23 protein-coding genes and 1 tRNA gene are annotated in these 26,242 nt (G+C 67.9%); 16 read left to right on the top strand and 8 right to left on the bottom strand.

Annotation, left to right across the window (positions count from 1 at the left end; genetic code table 11):
• Positions 1 to 10: 10 nt before the first annotated feature.
• Positions 11 to 1,843: a VanW family protein gene (locus CLV71_RS18125; RefSeq protein ID WP_133903983.1), complete on the top strand. Its 1,833-nt coding sequence runs from the start codon at positions 11 to 13 to the stop codon at positions 1,841 to 1,843.
• Between the two features lie 72 nt (positions 1,844 to 1,915).
• Here CLV71_RS18125 and CLV71_RS18120 read toward each other — a convergent pair whose 3' ends face one another.
• The 3 genes from CLV71_RS18120 to CLV71_RS18110 form a co-directional block, all read right to left on the bottom strand.
• A complete protein-coding gene (locus CLV71_RS18120; protein ID WP_133903982.1) occupies positions 1,916 to 2,194 on the bottom strand; it encodes a GlsB/YeaQ/YmgE family stress response membrane protein in 279 nt (92 codons plus the stop codon).
• 135 nt (positions 2,195 to 2,329) lie between these two features.
• Positions 2,330 to 4,162: an acyl-CoA dehydrogenase gene (locus tag CLV71_RS18115; protein WP_133903981.1), complete on the bottom strand. Its 1,833-nt coding sequence runs from the start codon at positions 4,160 to 4,162 to the stop codon at positions 2,330 to 2,332.
• Positions 4,163 to 4,315: 153 nt separating this feature from the next.
• Positions 4,316 to 5,005, bottom strand: a complete 690-nt coding sequence (locus CLV71_RS18110; protein WP_133903980.1) for a LuxR C-terminal-related transcriptional regulator — start codon at positions 5,003 to 5,005, stop codon at positions 4,316 to 4,318.
• A gap of 180 nt (positions 5,006 to 5,185) precedes the next feature.
• Here CLV71_RS18110 and CLV71_RS18105 point away from each other — a divergent pair, with 180 nt between their 5' ends.
• On the top strand, positions 5,186 to 5,596 hold the full coding sequence (locus CLV71_RS18105; RefSeq protein WP_133903979.1) for a DUF4304 domain-containing protein: 411 nt from the start codon (positions 5,186 to 5,188) through the stop codon (positions 5,594 to 5,596).
• On the opposite strand, the gene CLV71_RS18100 is transcribed toward CLV71_RS18105, so the two are convergent.
• Complete coding sequence (locus CLV71_RS18100) at positions 5,593 to 7,128, bottom strand: exo-alpha-sialidase (protein WP_166664150.1); 1,536 nt, start codon at positions 7,126 to 7,128, stop codon at positions 5,593 to 5,595. The genes CLV71_RS18105 and CLV71_RS18100 overlap by 4 nt on opposite strands.
• A 641-nt stretch (positions 7,129 to 7,769) precedes the next feature.
• On the opposite strand from CLV71_RS18100, the gene CLV71_RS47715 reads away from it, so the two are divergent.
• The 4 genes from CLV71_RS47715 to CLV71_RS18085 all read left to right on the top strand — a co-directional run bounded on the left by CLV71_RS47715 (position 7,770) and on the right by CLV71_RS18085 (position 9,056).
• On the top strand, positions 7,770 to 7,943 hold the full coding sequence (locus CLV71_RS47715; RefSeq protein ID WP_166664149.1) for a hypothetical protein: 174 nt from the start codon (positions 7,770 to 7,772) through the stop codon (positions 7,941 to 7,943).
• A gap of 2 nt (positions 7,944 to 7,945) precedes the next feature.
• On the top strand, positions 7,946 to 8,188 hold the full coding sequence (locus CLV71_RS18095; RefSeq protein WP_133903977.1) for a hypothetical protein: 243 nt from the start codon (positions 7,946 to 7,948) through the stop codon (positions 8,186 to 8,188).
• 36 nt (positions 8,189 to 8,224) lie between these two features.
• A complete protein-coding gene (locus tag CLV71_RS18090) occupies positions 8,225 to 8,674 on the top strand; it encodes a helix-turn-helix transcriptional regulator (protein ID WP_133903976.1) in 450 nt (149 codons plus the stop codon).
• A gap of 88 nt (positions 8,675 to 8,762) precedes the next feature.
• Complete coding sequence (locus CLV71_RS18085) at positions 8,763 to 9,056, top strand: hypothetical protein (protein ID WP_133903975.1); 294 nt, start codon at positions 8,763 to 8,765, stop codon at positions 9,054 to 9,056.
• Between the two features lie 577 nt (positions 9,057 to 9,633).
• Here the strand turns inward: CLV71_RS18085 and CLV71_RS18075 are convergent.
• Positions 9,634 to 9,707 (bottom strand) — tRNA-Gly (locus tag CLV71_RS18075).
• Between the two features lie 46 nt (positions 9,708 to 9,753).
• Between CLV71_RS18075 and dcd the strand changes: the two genes are divergently transcribed.
• Positions 9,754 to 10,335 (top strand): dCTP deaminase, encoded by a 582-nt coding sequence (gene dcd / locus CLV71_RS18070; RefSeq protein ID WP_133903974.1) that lies wholly within the window; start codon positions 9,754 to 9,756, stop codon positions 10,333 to 10,335.
• Here dcd and CLV71_RS18065 read toward each other — a convergent pair.
• Positions 10,291 to 11,484, bottom strand: coding sequence for an MFS transporter (locus tag CLV71_RS18065; protein WP_243866547.1), 1,194 nt, complete (start codon positions 11,482 to 11,484; stop codon positions 10,291 to 10,293). The two genes, dcd and CLV71_RS18065, sit on opposite strands and share 45 nt — an antisense overlap.
• A 168-nt stretch (positions 11,485 to 11,652) precedes the next feature.
• Between CLV71_RS18065 and CLV71_RS18060 the strand changes: the two genes are divergently transcribed.
• The 7 genes from CLV71_RS18060 to CLV71_RS18030 all read left to right on the top strand — a co-directional run bounded on the left by CLV71_RS18060 (position 11,653) and on the right by CLV71_RS18030 (position 18,586).
• Positions 11,653 to 12,366, top strand: coding sequence for a DUF4097 family beta strand repeat-containing protein (locus tag CLV71_RS18060; RefSeq protein ID WP_133903972.1), 714 nt, complete (start codon positions 11,653 to 11,655; stop codon positions 12,364 to 12,366).
• Positions 12,367 to 12,515: 149 nt separating this feature from the next.
• Positions 12,516 to 14,372 carry a molecular chaperone DnaK gene (gene dnaK / locus CLV71_RS18055; RefSeq protein ID WP_133903971.1) on the top strand — a complete coding sequence of 619 codons (1,857 nt, stop codon included), beginning with the start codon at positions 12,516 to 12,518 and terminating at the stop codon, positions 14,370 to 14,372.
• On the top strand, positions 14,369 to 15,073 hold the full coding sequence (gene grpE, locus CLV71_RS18050; RefSeq protein ID WP_133903970.1) for a nucleotide exchange factor GrpE: 705 nt from the start codon (positions 14,369 to 14,371) through the stop codon (positions 15,071 to 15,073). The genes dnaK and grpE overlap by 4 nt, the downstream gene beginning before the upstream one ends.
• 21 nt (positions 15,074 to 15,094) lie before the next feature.
• The gene (gene dnaJ / locus CLV71_RS18045; protein WP_133903969.1) at positions 15,095 to 16,288 is read left to right on the top strand and encodes a molecular chaperone DnaJ; all 1,194 of its coding nucleotides are present in this window, start codon (positions 15,095 to 15,097) and stop codon (positions 16,286 to 16,288) included.
• A 4-nt stretch (positions 16,289 to 16,292) separates the two neighbouring features.
• Positions 16,293 to 16,721 (top strand): heat shock protein transcriptional repressor HspR, encoded by a 429-nt coding sequence (locus tag CLV71_RS18040; RefSeq protein ID WP_133903968.1) that lies wholly within the window; start codon positions 16,293 to 16,295, stop codon positions 16,719 to 16,721.
• 105 nt (positions 16,722 to 16,826) lie between these two features.
• Complete coding sequence (locus tag CLV71_RS18035; RefSeq protein ID WP_133903967.1) at positions 16,827 to 17,453, top strand: DUF3558 domain-containing protein; 627 nt, start codon at positions 16,827 to 16,829, stop codon at positions 17,451 to 17,453.
• A 29-nt stretch (positions 17,454 to 17,482) separates the two neighbouring features.
• Entirely contained in the window at positions 17,483 to 18,586 is a 1,104-nt protein-coding gene (locus tag CLV71_RS18030) for a hypothetical protein (protein WP_133903966.1), read from the top strand.
• Here CLV71_RS18030 and CLV71_RS18025 read toward each other — a convergent pair.
• Entirely contained in the window at positions 18,583 to 19,686 is a 1,104-nt protein-coding gene (locus tag CLV71_RS18025; protein ID WP_133904319.1) for an FAD-binding oxidoreductase, read from the bottom strand. The two genes, CLV71_RS18030 and CLV71_RS18025, sit on opposite strands and share 4 nt — an antisense overlap.
• A gap of 300 nt (positions 19,687 to 19,986) precedes the next feature.
• On the opposite strand from CLV71_RS18025, the gene CLV71_RS18020 reads away from it, so the two are divergent.
• Both CLV71_RS18020 and clpB read left to right on the top strand, forming a co-directional pair.
• On the top strand, positions 19,987 to 20,757 hold the full coding sequence (locus tag CLV71_RS18020) for a pyridoxamine 5'-phosphate oxidase family protein (protein ID WP_133903965.1): 771 nt from the start codon (positions 19,987 to 19,989) through the stop codon (positions 20,755 to 20,757).
• Between the two features lie 249 nt (positions 20,758 to 21,006).
• A complete protein-coding gene (gene clpB / locus CLV71_RS18015) occupies positions 21,007 to 23,598 on the top strand; it encodes an ATP-dependent chaperone ClpB (protein WP_133904318.1) in 2,592 nt (863 codons plus the stop codon).
• Between the two features lie 459 nt (positions 23,599 to 24,057).
• Here the strand turns inward: clpB and CLV71_RS18010 are convergent, their stop codons facing one another.
• On the bottom strand, positions 24,058 to 26,217 hold the full coding sequence (locus CLV71_RS18010; RefSeq protein ID WP_133903964.1) for an alpha/beta hydrolase family protein: 2,160 nt from the start codon (positions 26,215 to 26,217) through the stop codon (positions 24,058 to 24,060).
• Positions 26,218 to 26,242: the final 25 nt, after the last annotated feature.

The following is a 26,242-nucleotide window of genomic DNA, read 5'->3' as shown; positions in this document are numbered from 1 at the left end:
AAGGCGAGTCGTGGAGCACAGATGGCCGGAGTCGCACGCCGAGCAGACGGACGTGCTCACCCCGATCACGCGCACCCCCGGGGACGAACCGACCGTCCGGATCCCCGCGGAGCCGGTGGGCGACGAGTCGACCGCCAAGGACAAGAGCAAGCGTTTGCGCAGGATCGGCCTGGTCGCGGCCGGGGTCATCGGCGTGCTCGCCGTCATCTACGGCGTTGACGTCTTCCTGAGCAGCGGCGAGGTGCCGCGTGGTGTCACCGTGGCCGGTGTCGAGGTCGGCGGCGAGTCGCACGGGGACGCGGAGCGCATCCTCCGCGACGAGCTGGAGCCTCGGCTCGGGCAGCCCGTCAAGCTCGTGGCCGGCGACGTCGACGTCGAGGTCAGGCCTGCCGACGCCGGGCTCGCGATCGACTGGGCGGCCACGGTCGCGCAGGCTGGCGACCAGCCGCTCAACCCGATCACCCGGTTGACCTCGCTGTTCAGCTCGCGCGAGGTCGGCGTGGTCAGCACGAAGGACGACAAGAAGCTGGACACCGCGATCGAGGGGCTCCGGGCGAAGACCGACCGGGAGCCCGCCGAGGGTGGGATCCGGTTCGAGGGTGTCAACCCCGTCGCCGTGGACCCGAAGCCCGGCCAGAAGCTCGACGTGCCGGGCGCGGAGAAGGCGGTGGTCGACGGGTGGGCGTCCGGGCAGCGCATCAAGCTGCCGGTGGCGGTCACGAAGGTCAGGACGACCGCCGACGGGGTGCGCAAGGCCGTCGACGACATCGCCAAGCCCGCGGTGGCCGGGCCGGTCGTCATCCACGGCGAGGGCAAGGACGCCACGCTCGAGCCCGAGGCGATCGCCGGCGCGCTGGTGTTCCAGCCGGCCGACGGTGGTGGTCTGTCCGCGACGCTGGACCAGAACAAGCTGGTGGGGGCGCTGGGCCCGCAGCTGTCGTCGACCGAGGTCGAGGGCAAGGACGCGCAGATCGTCTTCTCGGGTGGCGCGCCCAAGGTCGAACCGTCCGTCGACGGCAAGGGTGTCGACTGGGCCAAGACGCTGACCCCGCTGATGGACACGCTCAGGAAGCCGGAGGGGCGGGAGGTCAAGGCCGAGTACGCGCCCAAGCCCGCCAAGGTGACCACCGACGCGGCGAACAAGCTGGGGATCAAGGAGGTCATCGGCGAGTTCTCGACCGGTGGCTTCGCCCAGGACTCCGGGGTGAACATCAAGACGGTCGCGGCCAAGGTGAACGGGGCGATCGTGGCGCCGGGCGAGACCTTCAGCCTCAACGGCTACACCGGGCCGCGGACCCGCGCCCAGGGCTACGTCGAGGCCGGTGCCATCAAGGACGGCGCACCCGGGCGTGAGGTCGGCGGCGGGATCTCGCAGTTCGCCACGACCCTGTACAACGCGGCGTACTTCTCGGCCATGAAGGACGCCGGGCACAAGGAGCACAGCTACTACATCAGCCGGTACCCGGCCGCACGTGAGGCGACCGTGTTCCAGAACCCCGACGGCAGCAGCGTCATCGACCTGAAGTTCACCAACGACTCCGACACCGGGGTGGCGATCCAGACCATCTGGACGTCCTCCTCGATCACGGTGAAGCTGTGGGGGACGAAGCACTTCGAGGTCGAGTCGGTTCCCGGCGGACGGACGAACCAGACCGAGCCGCAGACCAAGCAGGGGCCCGCCGAGAACTGTCACGCGGGCAACGGCGCACCGGGGTTCACCACCAGCGACACCCGGATCATCCGGGAGGTCGGGAGTGGCCGAGAGGTCTCCCGCAAGACCCGGACGGTGAAGTACAACCCGCAGCCGAAGATCGTGTGCGGGACGCCGCCACCCGGTGGCTGACGGATCGCCTGTCGAACGCACAGGAAGACCGCCACACCCCGAGGGTGTGGCGGTCTTCCTGTGCGTTGGGGCTTACACGCGCGCCCGGCTCGGCCGGTAGAGAGCCGCGGCGATCGTCACGGCGATGATGGCGGCGATGATCTGGAAGATGTGTCGCCACCAGTCGATGCCGGGGGTGTCCTTGACTCCCACCCAGCCTGCGATCAGGTTGCCGACCAGGGCGCCGACGATGCCGGCGACGATGGTCAACCAGAACGGGATCTTCTGTTCACCTGGGGCGAAGAGACGCCCCAGAATTCCTAGGACGATGCCCGCGATAAGCAGGCCGATGATTGCACTGGCTGACCACATAACCGCTCCTCAGACGAAACAGCTTGGTGGTCCAGCAGTACCACCCCTCGAGGCTTGCTACACCTTGAGAGTGATCGGATTTTTACCCGTTGATGGCCGCGGCCCGAGAGCCGCGGCCATATGGGCGATTTTCACTCAGAAGGCCGATTCATCCAGGTCCATGAGGGCGTTGTCCGCTGCCTCGACGATCTTGCGGCCCGCCGACAGCTCCGGCAGCACGTTGCGGGCGAAGAAAGTCGCCACGGCGATCTTGCCCTCGTAGAACGCCTTGTCCCTGCCGGTCACACCCTCGTCGAGCCGGGCGATCGCGATCTCCGCCTGGCGCTGGAGCAGCCAGCCGATCATCAGGTCGCCGACCGACATCAGCAGGCGGACGGTGTGCTGACCCACCTTGTAGACACTCGACGGGTCGTTCTGCGACGCAGTCAGGTAGCCGATCAGCGCGCCGAGCATGCCCTGCACGTCCTCCAGGGCCTGCTTCAGCAGCAGACGGGCCTCCTTCAGGCGTCCGTTGCCGCCCTCCGCGTCGATGAACTTCGTGATCTCGCCCGCCACGTGGGTGAGAGCCCGGCCCTTGTCGCGGACGATCTTGCGGAAGAAGAAGTCCATCGACTGGATGGCCGTCGTGCCCTCGTACAGCGAGTCGATCTTCGAGTCGCGGATGTACTGCTCGATCGGGTAGTCCTGAAGGAAGCCGGAGCCACCCAGGGTCTGCAGCGACTGGGCCAGCTGCTCGTAGGCCCGCTCCGAGCCGACGCCCTTGACGATCGGCAGGAGCAGGTCGTTCACCCGCTCCGCCAGCTTCAGCGACTCCGCGTCACCCTCGCCGGTCCAGATCTGGTCCTGGAACGTCGCTGTGTACAGGTACACGGCGCGCAGGCCCTCGGCGTACGCCTTCTGCATCATCAGGCTGCGGCGCACGTCCGGGTGCGAGGTGATCGTCACGCGCGGGGCCGTCTTGTCCAGCATCTGCGTCAGGTCGGCGCCCTGGACGCGCTCCTTCGCGTACTCCAGGGCGTTGAGGTAGCCCGTCGAGAGCGTCGCGATGGCCTTCGTGCCGACCATCATCCTGGCGTACTCGATGACCTGGAACATCTGCGCGATGCCGTCGTGCACGTCGCCGACCAGCCAGCCCTTGGCGGGCGTGCCGTGCTGGCCGAGCGACAGCTCGCACGTCGTGGACGCCTTGATGCCCATCTTGTGCTCGATGTTGGTCACGAAGGCGCCGTTGCGCTCGCCGAGTTCGCCGGTCTCGCCGTCGAAGTGGAACTTCGGGACGACGAACATCGACAGCCCCTTGGTGCCGGGGCCGCCGCCCTCGGGACGCGCCAGCACCAGGTGGATGATGTTCTCGGTCAGGTCGTGCTCACCCGAGGTGATGAACCGCTTCACGCCGTCGAGGTGCCAGGAGCCGTCCTCCTGCTGGACGGCCTTCGTGCGGCCCGCGCCGACGTCGGAGCCGGCGTCGGGTTCGGTCAGCACCATCGTGGCGCCCCAGCCGCGGTCGATCATGAGCTGGGCCCAGTGCTTCTGCTCGTCGTTGCCGTTGCGGAAGAGGACCTGGGACATGTTCGGGCCGGACATGTACATGAACAGCGGCGGGTTGGCGCCGAGCATCAGCTCCGCGGCCGACCACTGGACGGTCGGCGGCAGGCCGAGACCGCCGAGGTCGTCCCGCAGGCCGATCCGCCACCAGTCGCCGTCCCACATCAGGTGGTAGGCCTTCTTGAACGACTCGGGCAGCGTCGCGGAGAACGTCTTCGGGTCGTAGGTCGGCGGGTTGCGGTCCGCGTCCACGAAGGAGTCCGCCAGTGGACCGGTCGCGAGCCGGTTCAGCTCGGCGAGCACGCCGCGGGCGGTGTCCTCGTCCGACTCGGCGAGAACGCCCTTACCGAGCCGCTCCTGGACGTTGAACACCTCGAACAGGTTGAACTCGAGGTCGCGGACGTTGCTCTTGTAGTGGCCCATCTCCTGGCTCCCCTGGTATCGCGGCTTTCCGCGCAAATGCTACCCATCGGTAACATAAGGATATTACTTGCGAGTAGAGCCGGGCAAGGACGACGGTCGAGAAGGTGTCTCCGCGCAGGTCAGAGCACGTGTGGATCGCCTCACGTCCAGCGTTCACCTCGGTACGGCACCCTCGTCGACGGTCAGGACACCGGACCGGAACGCGACGGCGACCGCGTGCGTGCGGTCCCGGGACGCGAGCTTGCGCAGGATGCTCTTCACGTGCGTGCGGACCGTCTCGACGGACACGAACAGGAGGTTCGCGATGGCCTGGTTCTCCAGGCCGTCGGCGATCAGCCGCAGTACCTCGTGCTCACGCTGCGACAGCGGCTGGTGGGTGCCGTTCGACCGGCGTGGCCTGGTCAGGGGCGCGGTGAGGCTCTCCGTCAGCACGGGGTCCAGGTAGCGGCCCTCGGTGTGCACCGTGTGGATCGCCTGCATGAGCTGTGCGGGCTGGGCGTTGCGGCGGATGAGCCCGTGTATGCCGCCGCTGACCGCGTTGGCGACGTACTGGGGCGTCAGGTGCGCCTCGTCGACCATGAGGATGACGCGGAACTCGCCGGCCAGGTGCCTGCCGAGCTGCCCGCGGGGGTCGAGTACGGCGTCGATGACGACCACGTCGGGCCGCATGCGTTCGCACAGCCGTATCCCGACGGACGGGTTCTCCGCCGCGCCCACCCAGCGCAGCCCCGGCGAGCGGTGCACGAGCGCGGAGAGACCTTCACGGACGAGCGGGACACCGTCGATGAGAGCGACACCGACGGCGGCGCCGTTCGTCGTGTGTGACTTCGTGCTGGGTGGCATCCCGTCCTCCAGTGCTGGCACTGCTCTGGACAGGGACGACGTCATCACCACCGCGTGACGCGGTAGAGGAACATCCACTCTGGATGGCGAACCCTTAGCACTCCACGGGGTTACAGCGCTACTGTAGGTGGCACTGTGGAATCAGAGATCGAGCGCAATTCCCAAGACTGGTTCAGGTTCATGGTCGACACCAACCTGGCCCCGGGCCTTCGTGCGCTCGGCTTCTTCGGCGTCGGCCGCCGGTTCCGGATCGAGGGGCCACGGCACTGGGGTGAGATCGCGGTGGAGCAGTCGCGGTCGTTCACGGCGCGTGCCGTCCGGTTCACGCTGCACATCGGTGTCATGTCCCGCGACGAGTGGGCGGAGCAGCTGCGGGTGCGGCCCTACTACCCGGCTAGCGAGGCCGCCAAGGCGCAGTGGATGGGCTGGCAGGCCCCGATCGGCGACGTGGTCGAGGTCGGCGGCTTCCCCATCGGTGAGCTGTGGTGGGAGCTCGAGGTGGGGCGCCCTTTCCAGGCGCTGGCGCGTGAGGTACTGATGATGGTCCGGGAGTACGCGCTACCCGCGATACGAGAACGGATGGAGCCCTAGCTCCACGCGACGAACCGACGGCACTGGTGCACGCCGGGGCTTGCCGGGTTCAGCTTGATGCCGTGCCTGGTCTGCCCGGCGAACGGGATCGCGTCGGCCGCACTCAGTTCCCAGCCGAGCAGGGGCCACCCGTTCAGATAACACTGGATGGTGTTGCCCCGCACGAACATCCGCAGCCGCGCCCAGGCCGAGGCGCGCGCCGTGGTGTTGGTGGCCGCCGTCAGCAGAGACGTCGACCCCGAGACGACCTGGTAGAGGCGCAGGGCCGTGCCGCCGGTCTCCAGCGTGAGGAGCAGGTAGGTGTTCGCGCCGGCGACTCGGGCGATGATGCCGAACCCGGCCTGCCCGGTGTACCAGAAGTCGGCCTCGATCTCGGTGTCGGAGTTGGCGAGGTCGACCCAGGCAAGATCGGGCACGTTGTCGACGGCGGTCGAGACGGCGTACCCGTTGCTGGCCTGGATGCCGCCGGCACCGACCACCCACGGCGCCCGCAGTGGCCCGTTGGCCTGGGAGAACCCCTCGGCGAACAACAGCTGGTCGACGTTGGTCGCGGCGGCGGTCCGGTCGTCGGGGATGAGGTCGCCGAGCGGCGAGACGCCACCGTCGTCGGCCAGCCACCCGACGTGGATGCGGGACACGCTGGTGCTCGTCTCGATGCCGAGCGGACAGATGACGCCGCCGGGAACCTCCAGCGGATGCGCGTACATCATGCCGATGGGGCCGGAGGACGGCTGGACCATCGTCGGCCGGGGCGGCAGCCAGGCGGTCTGGGCCGTGGCGGAGTTGCGACTACGCACGATGGCCTGCTTGTCGGAGATCCGCCGCGCGACGACGGCCATGGTGCCGGTGCTCAGCCAGGCCGCGGCCGGTCGGCCGGAGGCGTCGTCGAAGAGCTGGGCAGGCGCGGACCAGCTGGTACCGCTGTTGGTGGATACCGACGACCCGATGGCGGACTGGGTGCCGTAGCGGAAGAACATCCAGACCTCGGTACCGCGGGCGACGAGCCACGGCTCCTGGTAGTGCCGCCCGTCGGCCTGTCCGTTGGCGACGCGGGTGGTGGTCCAGGTGGTGCCGCCGTTGGTGGAGGTGGCGAGCCAGCTGGAGTCGAAGGTGTCGCCGGAGGCCTTGCCGTAGAAGGTGGCGAGGAGGTTCGCGCCGACCTGGACGACAGGTGCGCTGATGGCGGCGTAGGGGAGGCTGTCGATCCGGATCTCGCTGCCCCAGGTGGCCCCGTCGTTGGTGGAGATGCGCAGGAAACAACCAGCGGCGGCGAGGGACGACGTGCCCTTGAAGTAGGTCAGCCAGGTGGTACCGCCCGCGGTCGAGATGCAGGGGTCCCGAAGGTCCACTCCGGCGACGTCGGTGACCGCGACGGTTGCCGTGCTCCACGTGCGCCCGTTGTCGGTGGACGTGGTGGTGTGGATGCGCCCGTCCCGGGCGTTGACGTGGTCCGAGCCCTGTCGCCACACGAGCCGCAGCTGCCCACCGGCGGACCGGCAGACGCTCGGGAACGCGGCGTAACCGCCATCCACCCCAACAGGACGAAAGCCATTGGAACGTACTGATCCCACAAACCCTCCCCAGTCGTGTACGCCCCATGCAACCAAAAAGATCACGCGCGGACAGGGGCCGAATGGAGGAGCGAAGGGGAAAAACGGGTGAAGATCCACTCAACCCGAGCCATGGTGTCGGCGTCGGCGGCGAAGTGTCCACGTGCTGCGTGCGGGCGACACAACATGGGCGGCAGACGGGCTTGTCCGCCAGGTGAGCACGCATCCGGGCGGCATCGGCTGAGCCACGTCCACAACACAGACTGCTGGTGACCGTCCCCGAACCACCGCCCAAGAAGTCACCCACAGACGAGCCCAGGCCTCTAAGTCGTCCGGCTCCAACGTCGAGTATTAGGTGAAGCCAAGCCGTCAACCATCGCCTGAACCCCGACAGGGACGCGTAACAAGGCACCCCCTGTGGGGCGCACGACATGAGACCCAAGGCAACACTTTCGGTTATACCTACCCCTCATCCACGGTTCCACCATGATCTCCTTCTTCACACCCGAGGATGAGTACCTCCAGGTCAAAGGCTCATCGCAGGCGCCGGGGGTCGCAACAGTGGCGAAGCCGAGCTGGATACGCTCTGTAGCGGTCTAGGAGGTCAGGTAGTGGAGTGGCGCTTGTCGTTCGCGTTCGACAGCGGTGGAACTTGGCAGTTCTACCGGCGGGACGGCGTCAACCTCCCGCTGAGCGAGGTCCACCAGGCCGCTGCGCGGATCGAGGTCGAAGAGGGGCCTCTGGCGAAAGCCGACTTCATCGAGGCCGTCCGCGCGAAGCTGAGGCTGCGGAACTAGGGGTGTTGACTCCACCGGACGACGTCAAGACCGACATGGCCAGAGCCAGTGGGATCCACGAGCTCCGCTGGAGGATCGAGTGCAAGCAGTGGCGCATGTATTACTGCGAGCCTCTCCGGCTGAGGCTCAAGCGGATCATGCTCGGCTTGCCGTTCAGCGAAAAAACTACTCTTGACCTGCAGAACGACGACATAGACGAAGCTGTGACCCGGTACAACTGGTGGGCTGAGACCAACCCTGGCTAGTATCGGTAATAGCCGATATCGAAGGGACGAGCGGCGATGGACGAGTTCGATGCTGCCATGGGGATCACCGATCCAGACCCCAAGCAGCTCCTTGCGCGCGCTCTGACCGCAGCTGATTACGGCTGGATACGTCAGCTGATTGAGGTCCGTAAGCGTAAGGGGCTAAGTCAGGCAGATCTCGGCAAGCTAATGGGTCGATCACAGAGCGTAGTGTCCGACATCGAGTCGATGTCAGGCGACCCGCGGCTCTCGACACTGCGACGCTATGCGCTAGCGGTGGGAGCAAACGTGGAGCATGTCGTGGAGGATGCCGACCTAGAAGCAGCAATCAAGCTGCCTCGCCGAATTCACAGGATGTCCAAAACGGCGGTATCGCATCATAGGGCGGCTGTGGGCACCTCCTTGGCGACCGGATGGAACACGGTCAAAGTTCATGTTGCCGCGAGTGTGCAGATCCTCCAAGAACCGGTGATTGCAGGTGCCTAGAGCGGCGGTCAGTCCGAAATACGTTCGGTGTACCTATTATCAAGCCACGGTCGAACCTGTGGAACACGAAACAGGCGAGCCTTTCCGAATGGATTTCCAGGTTCGTACCGAAGATGACGACATTCTTTTCCGAATAATCACACAGATATACGACAACAAATTGAGTGTACTTCAGACGCATGTGGCCAGGTTTTCGAGAGATTCTGTCGGCGTGGATGCAACTGAAGATGAAGTGGATGAATTTGTTGAAGATAACGTACTGCCGGCCGTTTTTCCTTATATTCAAGAGGGAGCTAGTGCGGCCGCAGCTAGAGTTCGCCCCGGTAAGCCGCTCAATGTGGGATGGGACTTCCAAGAGCCCATCGATCTAAAGCGGGATTAGCAGACGGCTATGATGTCGAAGTATAATTAGCGACTTTGTTACCGTGCGGCGACAGATGAATCTTTATTGGACGCGCGAGAGATACGCACTCATCGGTCGACTCGACGAATCCTTTGGCACCAGGAGACCTACACTCAGGGGAGAACGGCGGGGCACTCCGGCGGCCGAACTTCAACCAGTGGGTGAAGTGGACGGCCACGGTCACGAAGATGGGGCTCAAGGGGCTGCACTTCCATGACCTGCGTCACGGGGGCTACACGTGGGCGCAGGCGGGCACGTCGACGTGGGACCCGATGACGCGGATGGGGCACGACGACATGCGGGCCGCGCTCATCTACCAACATGCCAGCAACGAGGCGGATCAGGCCATCGCTGACCGGCTGTCCGTGCGGATCGATCAGCACCGGGGGTGTGTCGAGCCACAGAAGCCCACGTCAGACGACGATGGCTCTGGTCCGCCTAGAGCGCTCGGGCCGACCGGCCAACAGCACGTAGACAGCACGACAGGGGTATTTGATCTAGAAACGACGAACCCCCAGGTCCACAGTCGACAAGCTGTGACCTGGGGGTTTGTGCGTGGAGCGGATGACGGGAATCGAACCCGCGTTCTCAGCTTGGGAAGCTGATGTTCTACCATTGAACTACATCCGCAGAGTGGGACCGAGCTTACATGGCGCGCTCTCGCTAGGGTGGGCGGGTGTTGTTGAGCGATGGCGATCTGCGCAAAGAGCTGGCCTCCGGCCGGCTCAAGGTCGATCCCCTTGACGAGGTGATGATCCAGCCGTCCAGTATCGACATCCGACTGGACCGGTTCTTCCGGGTGTTCAACAACACCAAGTACACGCACATCGACCCCCGCCAGCAGCAGGACGACCTGACGACCCTGGTCGAGACCGCCGACGACGAGCCCTTCGTCCTGCACCCGGGCGAGTTCGTCCTCGGGTCCACCTTCGAAGGCGTCGAACTCCCCGACGACCTCGCCGGCCGCCTGGAGGGGAAGTCCTCGCTCGGACGCCTGGGCCTGCTCACCCACTCGACCGCCGGTTTCATCGACCCCGGCTTCCAGGGCCACATCACCCTGGAGCTGTCCAACGTCGCGAACCTGCCGATCACGCTCTGGCCCGGCATGAAGATCGGCCAGCTGTGCCTCTTCCGGCTCACCAGCGCGGCCGAGCATCCCTACGGATCGCGTGAGGCCGGTTCGAGGTACCAGGGCCAGCGCGGCCCCACCCCGTCACGGGCGTACCTCAACTTCCACCGCGTCGACACGCGCCGCTGACTCGCCCGCCACCGGGGTGAGGACCGTGCCCGCCGCGGGGAACACGGCCGCCACCAGCAGCGCCACCGGGTAGCCGAACGCCATGATCAGCGTGCTGAACAGTGGCGCGGCGACCATGGCGGTCACGTTCTGGCCCGTGTTCTGCACGCCGAGTGCCCGGCCTGCCCAGAACGGCCCCGCCAGCTCGGCCGTCGCGGTGAAGGCCAGGCCGTTGTCGGTCACCGAGACGACCAGGGTCGCCACCAGCGCTGCCACCGCGAGCCACGAGTCCAGCGCGTCGCCAACGGCCCACAGGACCATCGTGACCAGGGCGAACACCGCGATGAGCCGCATCGGGCGCATGCGGCTCGCCACCCGGTCCGACCACACGCCCGCCAGGATGCGGCCCGCCGCACCCGCCAGCTGGACCACGGCCACCAGCTGACCTGCCGCCACCGGGGTCCAGCCCCGCGACGACACCAGGTACGTCACCGCGAACGTCGCCGACACGAACTGGGGCACGACCAGCATCGCGCTCGCCGTGTGCAGGCGGACCAGCGTCCAGCCCACCGGGCCGGTGTACGGGGACGCCGCCGCCGACACCGTTCGTTCCGGCCGTGGCGGGTCCACCACCACGAACCACACCAGCACCGCGGACAGCAGGCACAGCACGGCAGGCAGCGCCACCGCCGTCGCGAAGCCGAAGTGGGCGGCGATGGGCGGCAGTGTCGCCGCGGCGATGCCGACACCCAGGGGCTGGGCGGTCTGCCGGATGCCCATCGCGAGGCCGCGTTCGCGGGCGCTGAACCAACCCAGCACCACCCGGCCACTCGCCGCGTTCACCGACGCCGAGCAGGCGCCTGCCAGCAGCAGCCCGACGCCGAACAGCACGAATCCCGGTAGGGCGAGGCTCACCAGCACCAGCACGCCGGTCAGCGCCAGGCCGATCGCCATCACGTTCCGCTCGCCGAAGCGGTCCGCCGCCGCGCCCCACGCGATGAGCGCGCCGAGGAGGCCGAGCAGCGGCGCCGAGATCAGCAGGCTCGCCTTGGTGAGGGTCAGGCCGTGGTCCGTCTGGAGTGCGGGGATCAGGAACGGGAGTCCGTAGAGGAAGCTCGACGTGGTGGCCTGCGCGGTCAGCCCGGTGGCGAGGATGAACCAGCGACGCATACCTGCACCGTAGCCCCCCGCTCCTGAATGTTGGGAATACTTTCCCATTCAGTGGGACGTGGGGGTGGGGGTGGCCCCAGGGTCGACTCGGGGGCGTCCCGGATGTCTCGGCAGGTCCGGTCCTCATAGCTTCGGTACCGCACAGGAAAGCTGAGCGGAGGCGGAGCAATGGGGATCAAGCACGTGGTGGCCGGGATCACGATCCTGTCCGGGGGTCTGTTGTTGACTGCGTGCGACTGGGGAGCGCGCAACCAGTTCACCGACCAGGAGTCGTTCGGCAGGGCCGTGAGCGAGGTGCGGTTCGCCAACGACTCCGGTGACGTCAAGATCAGGGTGGGCGACTCGTTCGAGGTCCGGCGCACCGTCGGCTACCGGAACGACATGCCGGGCAAGACCTACCGGTTGGACGGCGACGCGCTTGTGCTCGAGGCGTGCGCCGATCCCGGCTGCTCCGTGAGCTACGACGTGACCGTGCCCAAGGGCGCCAAGGTCAGCGGGCACCTCGACTCCGGGAACATCGAGTTGACGGGTGTCGCCAGTGCCAACGTCGAGGCCGAGTCGGGGGACGTGACGATCCGGGACGTGGCCGGTGAGGTGAACGCCTCCGCCCAGTCCGGCAACGTCACGCTGTCCGGGATCGGGGGCGCGGTCGTCGCGAAGGCAGAGTCCGGCAACGTTGAGATCGGGCTCACGGACGCCGCCGACGTGACCGCGAACACGGAGAGCGGCAACATCGACGTGACCGTGCCGGACGCCGAGTACCAGGTCGACATCCAGACCGACGAAGGCGAAAACATCACCAACGACCTGGGCGACGGCGATGTCGGGCCCAAGATCAGCCTCAGCGCCGACAGCGGCACTGTCAGTTTGAAGCCGGTCTAGGGAACACGTGGTGCCCCCCGCTCGTTGGGAGGATCAGGAAGGTTGAGTGTCAGGGGCTCAAGTCTGGTTTGACGGGTGATCCACCCCGGAGGCAGACTTGAGTGGGAGCCACTCAACTCACACAGGAGCAGAAAGCAGGAGGAAACCAAATGGCGCGAGCGGTCGGAATCGACCTGGGGACGACCAACTCCGTCGTCGCTGTCCTCGAGGGCGGTGAGCCGACGGTGATCGCCAACTCCGAGGGTTCGCGGACGACCCCGTCCATCGTCGCCTTCGCCAAGAACGGCGAGGTGCTGACGGGCCAGCCGGCGAAGAACCAGGCCGTCACGAACGTGGACCGTACGGTCCGTTCGGTCAAGCGGCACATGGGCACCGACTGGACCACGGAGATCGACGGCAAGAAGTACAGCCCGCAGGAGATCAGCGCCCGTGTGCTGATGAAGCTGAAGCGGGACGCCGAGGCCTACCTGGGCGAGCCCATCACGGACGCGGTCATCACCGTCCCGGCGTACTTCGAGGACGCACAGCGGCAGGCCACCAAGGAAGCCGGGCAGATCGCGGGCCTGAACGTGCTGCGGATCGTGAACGAGCCGACCGCGGCGGCGCTCGCCTACGGCCTGGACAAGGGCGAGAAGGAGCAGACCATCCTCGTGTTCGACCTCGGTGGTGGCACGTTCGACGTGTCGCTGCTGGAGATCGGCGAGGGCGTGGTCGAGGTCCGTGCGACCTCCGGTGACAACCACCTCGGTGGCGACGACTGGGACCAGCGGATCGTCGACTGGCTGGTCGACAAGTTCAAGCAGTCCTCGGGTATCGACCTCACCAAGGACAAGATGGCGCTCCAGCGCATCCGTGAGGCAGCGGAGAAGGCGAAGATCGAGCTGTCCAGCTCGAACAGCGCGAACATCAACCTGCCCTACATCACGGTCGACTCGGACAAGAACCCGCTGTTCCTCGACGAGACGCTGTCCCGTGCCGAGTTCCAGCGGATCACCAGCGACCTGCTCGACCGCACCCGCGCGCCGTTCAACAACGTGATCAAGGACGCCAGCATCAAGGTCGGCGACATCGACCACGTGGTGCTCGTGGGTGGCTCGACCCGCATGCCTGCCGTGACCGACCTGGTCAAGGAGCTGACGGGCGGCCAGGAGCCGAACAAGGGCGTGAACCCGGACGAGGTCGTCGCCATCGGCGCGGCGCTGCAGGCCGGTGTGCTCAAGGGCGAGGTCAAGGACGTCCTGCTGCTGGACGTCACCCCGCTGTCGCTGGGTATCGAGACCAAGGGCGGCGTGTTCACCAAGCTCATCGAGCGCAACACGACCATCCCGACCAAGCGGTCGGAGATCTTCTCCACCGCGGACGACGGCCAGACCACGGTCGGCATCCAGGTCTTCCAGGGTGAGCGCGAGATCGCGGTGCACAACAAGAAGCTGGGCACCTTCGACCTCACCGGCATCCCGCCGGCACCGCGTGGCGTGCCGCAGATCGAGGTCACCTTCGACATCGACGCGAACGGCATCGTGCACGTCAGCGCGAAGGACCTCGGCACCGGCAAGGAACAGTCGATGACCATCACCGGCGGCTCCGCGCTGCCGAAGGAGGACATCGACCGCATGGTCAAGGACGCCGAGGCGCACGCCGAGGAGGACAAGCAGCGCCGCGAGGAGGCCGAGGTCCGCAACCAGGCCGAGACGCTCGTCTACCAGACGGAGAAGTTCGTCAAGGAGAACGACGACAAGATCCCGGCCGACATCAAGGAGAAGGTCAACCTCGCGATCAAGGACGCGCAGGAGTCGCTGAAGGGCACCGACATCCCGGCCATCAAGACCGCGATGGAGAAGCTCGCGACCGAGTCGCAGGCGATGGGCTCCGCGATCTACGCGCAGACCGGTGCGACGCAGGACGCAGGCGCAGGCGCACAGGCCGGCGGCGAGCAGCAGGCCAACGCGACGCCGGGCGCCGAGGACGTCGTGGACGCCGAGATCGTCGACGAGGACAAGAAGTGAGTTCGTCCAAGTCCGACGATCACGGAGAGGAGCCGCGAGTCGTGGTGCGTGACCGGCGGCGCATCGACCCGGAGACCGGTGAGGTCCGTGCTGAGACCGCACCGGAGGCGGGGTTCGGTGCGCCGGAGCCCGAGCTGGCCGTCACACCCGACGACGAGGTGCTGGAGGCCGTCCCGAGTCAGGAAGCAGAGCTGAAGGCACAGCTGGACGAGCGGACCGCCGACCTGCAGCGACTGCAGGCGGAGTACGCCAACTACCGCAAGCGGATCGACCGCGACCGGGAGGCCGTGGTCAACGGCGCGAAGGCGTCTGTCGCGACCGAGCTGCTGTCCGTGCTCGACGACATCGAGCGCGCTTCGCAGCACGGCGACCTGACCGGTGCGTTCAAGGCGGTGGCCGACAAGCTCGTCGCGACGCTGGAGCGTGTCGGGCTGGAGTCGTTCGGGCACGACGGCGAGGCGTTCGACCCGTCCGTGCACGAGGCGGTCCAGCACGACACGTCGCCGGACGTCGCAGGCCCGACGGTGACCGCGGTGCTCCGCCGCGGTTACCGCTTCGGCGACCGGGTCGTGCGGGCCGCGCTCGTCGCCGTCACGGACCACGAGCCCGCCGCTCCGGTCTCGGTTTCGGAAGAGGGTATGCCCAGCAGTGAGTGGTACGACCCCAACAACCCGGACGGCACTTCCGCCGACAAGGACTGAGCAGAGGGGAGGGGACGTCCGGTGAGTGCGAGGGACTGGATCGACAAGGACTTCTACCGCGAGTTGGGCGTCTCGTCCGACGCGGGCGAACCAGAGATCAAGAAGGCGTACCGCAAGCTCGCACGCGAGCTGCACCCGGACGCCAACCCGGGCAACGCGGCGGCCGAGGCACGGTTCAAGGCCGTGTCCGAGGCCTACGGCGTGCTCGGCGACCCCGAGAAGCGCAAGCAGTACGACGAGGCCCGCCGGCTCTTCGGCTCCGGCGGGTTCCGTCCGGGCGGCTTCGGTGGCTTCGGCAGCGGCGGCGGCACCGGCGGGAACTTCGACTTCAGCGACCTGTTCGGCGGTCAGCAGGCGGCCAACGCGGGTGCGGCCGGTGGCGGCGGCATCAGCGACCTGCTGGGCAACCTGTTCGGCCGCCGCGGCGGGGGCCAGACCTCGGCCACTCGGCCGCGCAGGGGCGCCGACGTGGAGACCGAGGTCCGGATTGACTTCGTCGAGGCGGTGAAGGGCGCGACCGTGCCGCTGCGCCTGTCGAGCCCGTCGACGTGCGACACGTGTCACGGCTCGGGTGCCAAGCCGGGCACCACGCCCCGCACGTGTCCGACGTGTGCGGGCGCGGGCCTGGTCAGCCGCTCGCAGGGCGCGTTCGCGTTCAGCGAGCCGTGCCGCGACTGCCGTGGGACGGGCCGGATCGTCGACGACCCGTGCCCGGAGTGCGGCGGCGACGGCGTGAGCACGAAGTCCCGCACCCTGACCGTGCGGATCCCGGCGGGCGTCGACGACGACCAACGGATCCGCCTGGCGGGCCAGGGAGAACCCGGCACCGGCGGCGCCCACGCGGGCGACCTGTACGTGCGCGTACACGTGACCCCGCACGCGGTCTTCGGCCGGTCAGGCAACGATCTGACGCTGAAGGTCCCCGTGACGTTCAGCGAGCTGGCGTTGGGCACCACACTGGAGGTGCCGACCCTGGACGCGAAGGTGGCACTGCGCGTGGCACCCGGCACGGCCAGCGGACGGGTCCTTCGGGTACGTGGCAAGGGAATCGTCCGCCGTGACGGTCAGGAGGGCGACCTGCTGGTGACGCTTCAGGTGCAGGTCCCGCCCAAGCTGGACGACACCGCGCGCGCCGCGCTGCAGGCCTACGCCGACGCGACAACCGGCGAGGACCCGAGGCCGGACCTGACCGCGATGCTGGAGAAACGGAGTTGAACTGATGAAGGGGTTCCCGTTTCCACCCGGCGCCGACGAGGACACCCCCGTCTTCGTGATCTCGGTGGCGGCGGAGCTGTCCGGCCTACACGCCCAGACCCTGCGCGGCTACGACCGGATGGGCCTGGTCTCCCCCGGCCGCACGTCCGGCGGCGGCCGCAGGTACTCGATGCGCGACATCGCACTTCTACGCGAAGTCCAACGCCTGTCACAGGAACAGGGCGTGAACCTCGCGGGCGTGAAACGGATAATCGAACTGGAACGCGAGGTCGACGCCCTACGCGAACACCTGGCGGAACTGACCCAGGAACTGGCAGCGGTCCACGCGGCAGCAGAACAGGCCGCGGCAGCCATCCACCGCTCCTACCGGAACGAACTGGTCCCGGTAACCCGCCAGACAGCCCTGGTGGTCTGGAAACCCCGCAAGAAGTAAACCGATCGACTGAAGGGCCCGCCTCCGCGCGGGCCCTTCACGTATCCTCGACTACCGAGCGCGCCCGACAGATCACTGCCGGCCAGGGGGACGAGGGAGCCGACCATGCGACTTCGACTTGCTCTCGTCGTCGCCACACTCACCCTCGCGGTGGCGAGCGGCTGCACGACCACCAGTGCCGGGTCGCCCTTTCCTGGCTCGTCGGTGAAGACATCCACCAGTGGGGATACCGGTTCCGACGGTGATCTCCCGACCGATGGCGCTCCGGAGGTGGCGGACCCGCTGGATGTCTCGCGGTTCGAACAGAACCCGTGCGAGGCGCTTACCGCTGAGCAAACGCGAACCTTGAACATCCCGGCGACCGGCGAGCCGCTCGACGACGCGGTCGGCAAGGGCTGTGCATGGGAGAACACGGAGACTCACGGGGCAGCCAACATTCGCTTCTCCTCAGAAGACGAACGTGGGCTGAGCTCCGTCTACCGGGAAGCGCGCGGTTCGGCATGGGCCTACTTCGAGCAGATCGGTGACATCGAAGGACACCCCGCGGTTGCCTTCGACCCCGACACGAAAGAACCACGAGACGACTGCACAGTGGCGGTAGGCGTGTCGGATCAACTCGTGTTCGGTGTTCGCGTGGATCTGTCCGACGACAACATCGACAAGAAGAATCCGTGCGATGTCACGGCACAGGTCGCGAGTATGATGATGCGGACCATGCTGGGGGGCGAATGACCGCGCATGAGGGTGGGTACGTTCCTTTTTTGACCCCGGCCGAGATCTACCGCCAGCTCACCGAAGGCGAAGGCACGTGGTCACTGCGCAACGAGCATGACGAAACCGGTGGTGAGCAGTCGAAGGAAGCCGAGCGAGCCGACCTGATCAGGTCGTTGGCCAACACCATCAGGACCGGTTGGCACGGTGAAGCCAGTGCCGGTGCGTACGGTGCGGCGATGCCGCTGGCGGAACGAGCACTGGAGAACGCGGACAAGCTCGGACACGCCCAGGATCTTCTTTACCGCCAGATCGACTCGTTCAACAGGGCGGTCAACAGTGTCCGTCCGATCTCGGATCCGCCTCAGCCTTCCCTGGACGAGAAGTTCCCGTTCGATGTCGATCACGACGAGGCCGTTGCGCGTTACCAGGACGACGCGCAGAACAACCTCGCGGTCTTCCGGGCCTACGACGGGGCGAGCCACTACAACGAGACGAACCTGCCGCAGGAGTACCACACGTCGGATCGGTCCGGTGGGGATGTTTCCGTGAACGGGCCGTCGGATGTCATCAGGTCCAGGGATCCCGTTCCCGGCGCGGGGGAACCTCGACAGAACGGCCCCGGAGACCCTCCTCGACCCGGGGACACCGGTCGAGTCGACGGCCCTCGCCGGCTGCCCGTCGGCGAGTTCCCGAGTGGACCCACCGGCCCCGCTGGCTCTCAGACCACACCCAACGACTACCGGCCGACTCCGCTGCCAGGCGTCACCTATCCGCGACCCGGCGAGCCCTCGCCCGTGTCCGGCGGACCAGGCTTCGTCGGTGGCGCGCCCACGGGTGGGTTCGGACCTCGGGGGACCGCTGGCGGCTGGGGACCTGGCCGCGGACTCGGCGGCGAGTCGCGTGGGCCCGGCGCCGGGGTCGGACCCCTTCCAGCGCAGGAGGCCGCCGCCCGGAGAGCCGCGCAGGCCGCTGCCGGAGCCCGGTCCGGCGGGCTCGCGCCCATGGGCGGGCCCACCGGTGGTCGCGGCAAGGACGACGAGGACGCCGAGCACCGGCGGAAGGTGCTGATGGAGTCCGACGCCGAGGAGATGTTCGGGAGTGACGTGTTGACCGCGCCCCAGGTCATCGGGGATGACGAGTACGAGGACTAGTCCACTGTGAACGGGTCGTACATGATGCGGTCCAGGGACGTGCCCGTCACCAGCATCCGCGACACCGTCGAGCGGACCATCCCCGGAGAGCCCGACACCAGCACGTCATGGTTCGGCCAGGCGCCGTAGCGGGTCACCACGTCGGCCAGGGTGCCGTGTTCGGCGGTCGGGGGCGTGGAGTCCGCCTCCAGCACCGGCACCACCTGCAACCACGGGTTGCTCGCCGCCACCACTCGCAGGTTCTCCAGGTCGTACAGGTCCTGGCGGTACCTGCCCCCGTAGAACACGTGCACCCGCGGGTTCTCGCCCCACTGGGACAGGTAGTCGATGATCGAACGCATCGGCGCGATGCCCGTCCCGCCCGCGACCATCAGCACATCCCGGCCCGACTCGCGGTCCACCGCCAGGCGGCCCATCGGCGGGCCTATGCGCCAGACGTCACCTATCTCGCCGTGGGCGACCATCGCCCTCGAGACCCAGCCGCCTTCGACCGATCTGATGTGGAACTCCAGCAGGCCGTCTTCCCTCGGCGCCGTGGCCGGGGTGAAGTACCGCCACATGCGTGGTCGCTGCGGTACCTCGACGCTCAGGTACTGGCCCGGCTGGTAGGGGATCGGGTAGTCCGGCATCACCCGCACCACCGCCAGGTCGCGGGTCAGGCGGTGGCGTTCCACGACCGTGCCGTTCCACCACGCCGGACCGTCCTCCGAGTTGGACGACTCCAGCATCGCGCGGGCCATGATCGTGTAGGCCTCGGCCCAGGCGCGCTCGACGTCGTTGGTCCAGACGTTGCCCGCGTACGCCTTCACACCCGAGATGAGTGCCATGCCCACGGCCTCGTAGTGCTGGGTGACCACGCCGAACTTGCGGTGGTCGCGCCCCAGCTGCCACAGGAACGGCATCAGGTCGTCCGGCCTGTCGACCATCTGCACGATGTGGACCAGCGCACGTAACAACCGAGAGCGCTGGACCTCCATGTTCACGGGGAACAACTCGCGTGCCGCAGGGGCGATGCTGAACAACGTGGCGTAGAACAGCTCCGCGACCTTGTCGGAGTGTGGCTCCACGACGGCAAAGCTCTCACGCACGAGCCGCACCATCGTCGCGACGGGGCCTTCGGTCGTGGTGGAGCCGTCATGGCTCGGTATCGGGCTTACAACGGCGTTGGCTGTCATGGTCGGGACACAGTCCACCCTCTCGGTAACGGGGTTCGACACCCGGTAACCGTGGTCGTCGTCCATCCCCGACACCACGGACCCTAGACGGAAACTCCCCTGTTGTCCCTCCTCCTGACACTTTCGTGTGAGGCGCCACTACGGAACGTTGTCTTCTTCGGACGTTTGGCCCGTTGGGAGGGGTGGGTCTCGCCTTCACCTCGCCGTTATGAAAACGTGTCCGCCGTGCGTCCTGATCTGGTGACCCCCACCGGCGTCGCCTACGCGGCTCTTCACGACCTCGAGTTCGCCGAGCCACCCTCGGAACCGGCGCCTCGGCCTGCTGTCATAGCAACGACACCACTGGTGGACCAGCCGACGATAGAGCTTCACCCGGTCGGAGCAAATACCACTCTTCCGGGCTGCGCGGGTGAGCACCTGCTGCAACAGGCCTACGGCACCGGGGACCGGGCCGAACGCTTCTACCGCGACCAGGTGCTCGACCACCTCAACCCCGCGATGGCCGCGTTCGTGGGCCGCATGGAGATGGCCTTCGTCGGCACCGCGGACGGCCGGGGCGAGTGCGACTCCACCTTCCGCGCGGGCCCGCCCGGGTTCCTGCACGTGATCGACGCCAGGCGCGTCGCCTACCCGGAGTACCGGGGCAACGGCGTGCTCGCGAGCCTCGGCAACATCAGCGAGAACCCGCACGTCGCGATCCTGATGATCGATTTCGTGCACGACCTCATCGGACTGCACGTCAACGGCCGCGCGAGCATCATCGACGACGCCCAGCTCCGCGGCGAGCACCCCGGGCTGCCCGCCGCGGGCGACCGAGGCCGCGTCCCCGAGCGTTGGGTCGTCGTGCACGTGGAGGAGGCCTACGTCCACTGCCGCAAGCACATCCCGCGACTGCGGCCCGTTCCGCGTGAGCGCGACTGGGGTACCGACGACACGAAGCGCAAGGGCGGGGACTACTTCTCCGTACGTGCTCGCCAGATCGCTGGTCAGCACTGAGCCGTTCACCCGGGTGGCGGTAGCGGAACCGGGGATACCCCATTCGGAAAGCATCTTGCACACGGCCCTGTGGATAGACACCTGGGGATTGTGGACAACCGGGCACCTGCTGTGGACAACCCTGCTAGGACATGTGGGTGAGGTGGAACCAACCCACCGTGACCTTGTGCTGAAGTGAGGTTGAGCGGAACACACTCAACTTTTCTGACGTTGTGCATAGGGAGTACGACCACGCACGTGAGGGGACCCATGGACGCGTTCAACCCGACGACCAAGACACAGCAGGCCATCTCGTCGGCCGCACAGGCGGCGACCGTGGCCGGCAACCCGGATGTGAAGCCGGTGCACCTGCTCGGCGCGCTGCTCGCGCAGGGCGACGGCCTGACCGCGCCCCTGCTGTCAGCCGTCGGGGCCGACCCGAACCTGGTCCGCAAGGAGCTCGACCAGCTGGCCAACTCCCTGCCGTCCGCGACGGGGTCGACGGTGTCGGCGCCCCAGCTCGACGGCGAGGCACTGCGCTCGGTCACGCACGCCCAGAAGCTCGCCACCGAGATGGGTGACGAGTACGTCTCCACCGAGCACCTCCTGGTCGGCCTCGCCGCTCAGGGTGGCCAGGTGGCGACCCTGCTGAACCGGAACGGCGCGACCCCCGAGGCCCTGCGGGAGGCCTTCGCGAAGGTCCGCGGCTCCGCGCGCGTCTCGAGCCCGGACCCCGAGTCCACCTACAAGGCCCTCGAGAAGTACGGCCTCGACCTCACCGAGCGCGCCCGCAAGGGCGAGCTCGACCCGGTCATCGGCCGCGACGCCGAGATCCGCCGCGTCGTGCAGGTGCTGTCCCGGCGCACCAAGAACAACCCCGTCCTCATCGGCGAGCCCGGCGTCGGCAAGACCGCGATCGTCGAGGGGCTCGCCCAGCGGATCGTGGCGGGCGACGTGCCGCAGTCCCTGCTCGGCAAGCGCGTGGTCGCCCTCGACCTCGGCGCCATGGTGGCGGGCGCCAAGTTCCGGGGCGAGTTCGAGGAGCGCCTCAAGGCGGTCCTCAAGGAGATCACCGAGTCCGCGGGCCAGGTCATCACCTTCATCGACGAGCTGCACACGATCGTGGGCGCAGGCGCGACCGGCGAGGGCGCCATGGACGCGGGCAACATGATCAAGCCGATGCTGGCGCGAGGCGAGCTGCGCATGGTCGGCGCGACCACCCTCGACGAGTATCGCCAGCACATCGAGAAGGACGCCGCCCTGGAGCGCCGCTTCCAGCAGGTCCTGGTCGGCGAGCCCACCGTCGAGGACACCGTCGCGATCCTGCGCGGGCTCAAGGAGCGCTACGAGGTGCACCACGGTGTCCGGATCACGGACTCCGCGCTGGTCTCGGCCGCCACGCTGTCCGACCGCTACATCACCGCGCGCTTCCTGCCGGACAAGGCCATCGACCTCGTCGACGAGGCCGCGTCCCGGCTGCGCATGGAGATCGACTCCCGTCCCGTCGAGATCGACGAGGTCGAGCGGGCCGTCCGGCGCCTCGAGATCGAGGAGATGGCGCTGGAGAAGGAGGAGGATCCGGCCTCCAAGCAGCGGCTCGCGAGCCTGCGGGCCGAGCTGGCCGAGAAGCGCGAGACCCTCACCGGGCTGACCGCGCGCTGGCAGAACGAGAAGGGCGCCATCGAGAACGTCCGCGACCTCAAGGAGCAGTTGGAGCAGCTGCGCGGCGAGTCGGACCGGGCCGAACGCGACGGTGACCTCGGCCGCGCCGCGGAGCTGCGGTACGGGCGGATGCCGAGCCTGGAGAAGGACCTGGAGACGGCGACCAAGAACGCCGAGCGGGCCGAGGAGACGGCCATGCTCAAGGAGGAGGTCGGCCCGGACGACGTCGCCGACGTCGTGTCCGCGTGGACCGGCATCCCGGCGGGCAGGCTCCTCGAGGGCGAGACCGCGAAGCTGCTGCGCATGGAGGACGCGCTGGGCGACCGGGTCGTCGGGCAGGCGGAGGCAGTGCGTGCGGTGTCCGACGCGGTGCGCAGGGCGCGCGCCGGAGTCGCCGACCCGGACCGGCCGACCGGCTCGTTCCTGTTCCTCGGTCCCACCGGCGTCGGCAAGACCGAGCTGGCCAAGGCACTCGCCGAGTTCCTGTTCGACGACGAGCGGGCCATGATCCGCATCGACATGTCCGAGTACTCGGAGAAGCACTCGGTCGCGCGGCTGGTCGGCGCCCCGCCGGGGTACGTCGGCTACGACCAGGGCGGCCAGCTCACCGAGTCCGTGCGGCGGCGCCCGTACAGCGTGGTGCTGCTCGACGAGGTCGAGAAGGCGCACCCGGACGTGTTCGACGTGCTCCTGCAGGTCCTCGACGACGGCCGCCTGACCGACGGGCAGGGCCGCACGGTCGACTTCCGCAACACGATCCTCGTGCTGACCTCGAACCTGGGGTCGCAGGCGATCACCGACGTCAGCCTCGACGAGCTCGGCCGCAAGGACGCCGTGCTCTCGGTGGTGCAGCGCCACTTCAAGCCCGAGTTCCTCAACCGGCTCGACGACGTGGTGGTGTTCCACTCGCTCGCGACCGAGGAGTTGACCCAGATCGTCGACATCCAGATCGGCGCGCTGGGCCGCCGCCTCGCCGCGCGCAGGCTGACGCTGGACGTGAGCCCGGCAGCGCGGGAATGGCTGGCGATGAACGGGTTCGACCCGGTGTACGGGGCCAGGCCGCTGCGGCGGCTGGTGTCCTCGGCCATCGGCGACCAGCTCGCCAAGGCCCTGCTGTCCGGCGAGATCGGCGACGGCGACACGGTCCGCGTCGACGCCGCACCCGACAGCTCGGCGTTGATCGTCGGCAAAGCGCTGTGACATTGGCTCGCTCCGCTCGCGGGTGAGCAGGCCTTTGTCCGGCGTCTTCCCTCCTGCGCGCGGAGGTCCCTGGGCTCGTTCCTCGCGCAGGGACCTCCGTGCTCGTCAGTCCAGACGCCGGCGGCTGTGTCTAATTGGCTCGCTCCGCTCGCTGGTGAGCGGGCCTTCACCCGGCGTCTTCCCTCCTGCGCGCGGAAGCCCCTGGGCTCGCTTCGCTCGCGCAGGGACTTCCGTGCTCGTCAGTCCAGACGTCGGCGGCTGTGTCTAATTGGCTCGCTCCGCTCGCTGGTGAGCGGGCCTTTACCCGGCGTCTTCCCTCCTGCGCGCGGAAGCCCCTGGGCTCGCTTCGCTCGCGCAGGGACTTCCGTGCTCGTCAGTCCAGACGCCGGCGGCCTGCTCACGGCGCTGCGAGGCGTCGCTTCGCTCGCTGATCAGTAAGCTCCGGTGGTCTCCGCTCAGTCAGGGGCGGTGGCAGAAGGCCACCTCTGGATATCCCGGCTGGTCCAGCAGCTCCGACGGCCTGCCCCGCAGGTGCTGGTCGAAGAAGGCGTTCACGTAGGCCCTCGTGATGACCAGCGTGCGGAGTCCGCCGGTGGTGGCGCCGATGTCGACACCCCACTCGTCCGCGAACAGCCCGACGTCGGTGAACGACGCGTGCTGCGTGCCTGCCACCTCGGCCCAGCGCTTCCACCCGGTCATCCGGGGCCAGTCCCGCTCCCACGACTCGTTCCCCGGCGCGCACGTCGCGTCGGGCACGCGCTCGTGGCTCACGAACATGAACGGCCTGGACAGCCCGGGGTACGGGATCTCGAACTCCGTGCTGCCGTCGATGTTCATCCCGGCCCTGATCCGGTCGTCGCCGACCATCGCCGGGATCGTGCTCGCGCCGCCAACCGAGTGCCCGGCCATGCCGATCCGCGACGGGTCGACGAGGCCCGCCCACTTGCCACGCGTCAGCTCGTCCAGCACGAACGACACGTCCGCCGCCCGGCCCAGCTCCAGCTTCTGCCAGAACGCGGGGTCATGGGGCTGGTCGCACGAGGCGCACCCGACGACCCGCCCGTCGGGGAAGGTCGTGGCGGCGTTCTCGTAGGTGTGGTCGACCAGCGCCACGACGTAGCCGTGGCTGGCCAGGTCCTCGGCCAGCGCGGTGAGCGTCGCGCGGGGCTTGGTGTAGCCAGGCGACAGGACGATCATGGGCAGGTGGTGCCCGGCAGGCCTGGCGTAGGCAACGGAGTTCGTCCGTGTCGTGCTCAGCAGGTCGAGTGGCTCGATGCCGCTGTCCGTCAGCAGCGCCGTCGACTCCTCTGGCGTCATGTACGTCGCCTTCCCACCTCGGGACGACGCCGCCGGGTAGAAGAGCGAGAGCATCAGCTCCCGGTAGGGCACCGACGGCACCCACGGGTCCGGCCGCGAGGTGTCCTTCAGGTACACCGGCAGGCTGCCCACCGGCTTGTCCCCGGTCGGCGCCGGGAGGAAAGGAGTCGAGGTCCTGGCCAACGACACCTCCGGGTACCGCGCTGACGGCTGGTCCAGCAGCGGCTGGGCCCTGCCGAGCAGGTGCTGGTCGAAGAACGCCCTGAGGTAGGTCCTGGTGAGGTCCATCCCGCGGTTCGGGTCGATGGTCCCGCCGAGGTCGACGCCCAGCTGGCCGGCGAGCACACCGAGGTCGGTGAACGACTGGTGGACCATGCCGGTCACCATCAGCCAGCGCTTCCAGCCGGTCAGGTGCTGCCAGTCGGTCTCCCAGTCGTCGTACGGACCGGGCTGGCCGGGCACGTACTCGTCCGTCTCACCCATGAACATGAACGGCCTGGCGAGGCCCGAGTCGGGGATCGGCACGTGGTTGCTGCCGTCGACGTTCGCCCCGGCCCTGATCCGCTGGTCGGCCAGCATCGCCTGGATAGTGCTCGAACCACCGGCCGAGTGCCCGGTCATGCCGATCCGCGACGGGTCGATCAGGTTCGCGTACCGCCACGCCGGGTGCCGCCCGACCAACTCGTCGAGCACGAACGACGTGTCGAGCGCCCGGCCCGCCGCGAGCTTCGCGTCGAACTCGGGGTGGTCAGGGCCGTCGAGGTCGCAGGCCGCGCAGCTGGTGACATGCCCGTCGGGGAACGTGGTGGCGCGGTTCTCGTAGGTGTGGTCGATGACCGCGACGACGTAGCCGTGGCTCGCCAGGTCCTCGGCCCACATGCTGAGCGTGGCGCGGGGCTGCGTGTAGCCGGGCGACAGCACGACCAGCGGCAGGTCGTGGCGTCCGCCGGTCGGCCGCGCGTCGACGACGGCGTTCGTCCGGACCGTCGAGAAGACGTCGAGCGCCAGGCCGGGGATGTTCTGGCGCTCCAGGTTCGCCACGGACTCCTGCGGCGTCATGTACTGCCTCTTCGGCCCGTGCGACGAGCTGGTCGGGTAGAAGAGCGAGACCATCAGCTCCCGGTAGGGCACCGACGGCACCCAGGTGTCCGGCCGGGAGGTGTCCTTCAGGTACAGCGAGGTGGTGCCCACCGGCTGGCGGCCGGTGGGGGCGGGTAAGTAGGGCGTCGCCGGCTCCGCCGTCGCGACGGGTGAGGACGCGATGGCGACGGTCAGTGCGGTGGCGACCACGATGGTGCGCATGTGGATTCCCCCTGTGGAATCGCGG

This window comes from Actinophytocola oryzae, from assembly GCF_004364325.1.
In the GTDB taxonomy this organism is placed as follows: domain Bacteria; phylum Actinomycetota; class Actinomycetes; order Mycobacteriales; family Pseudonocardiaceae; genus Actinophytocola; species Actinophytocola oryzae.
Note: the sequence above shows the minus strand (reverse complement) of the source record. Positions and strands in the feature narration are given on the sequence as shown.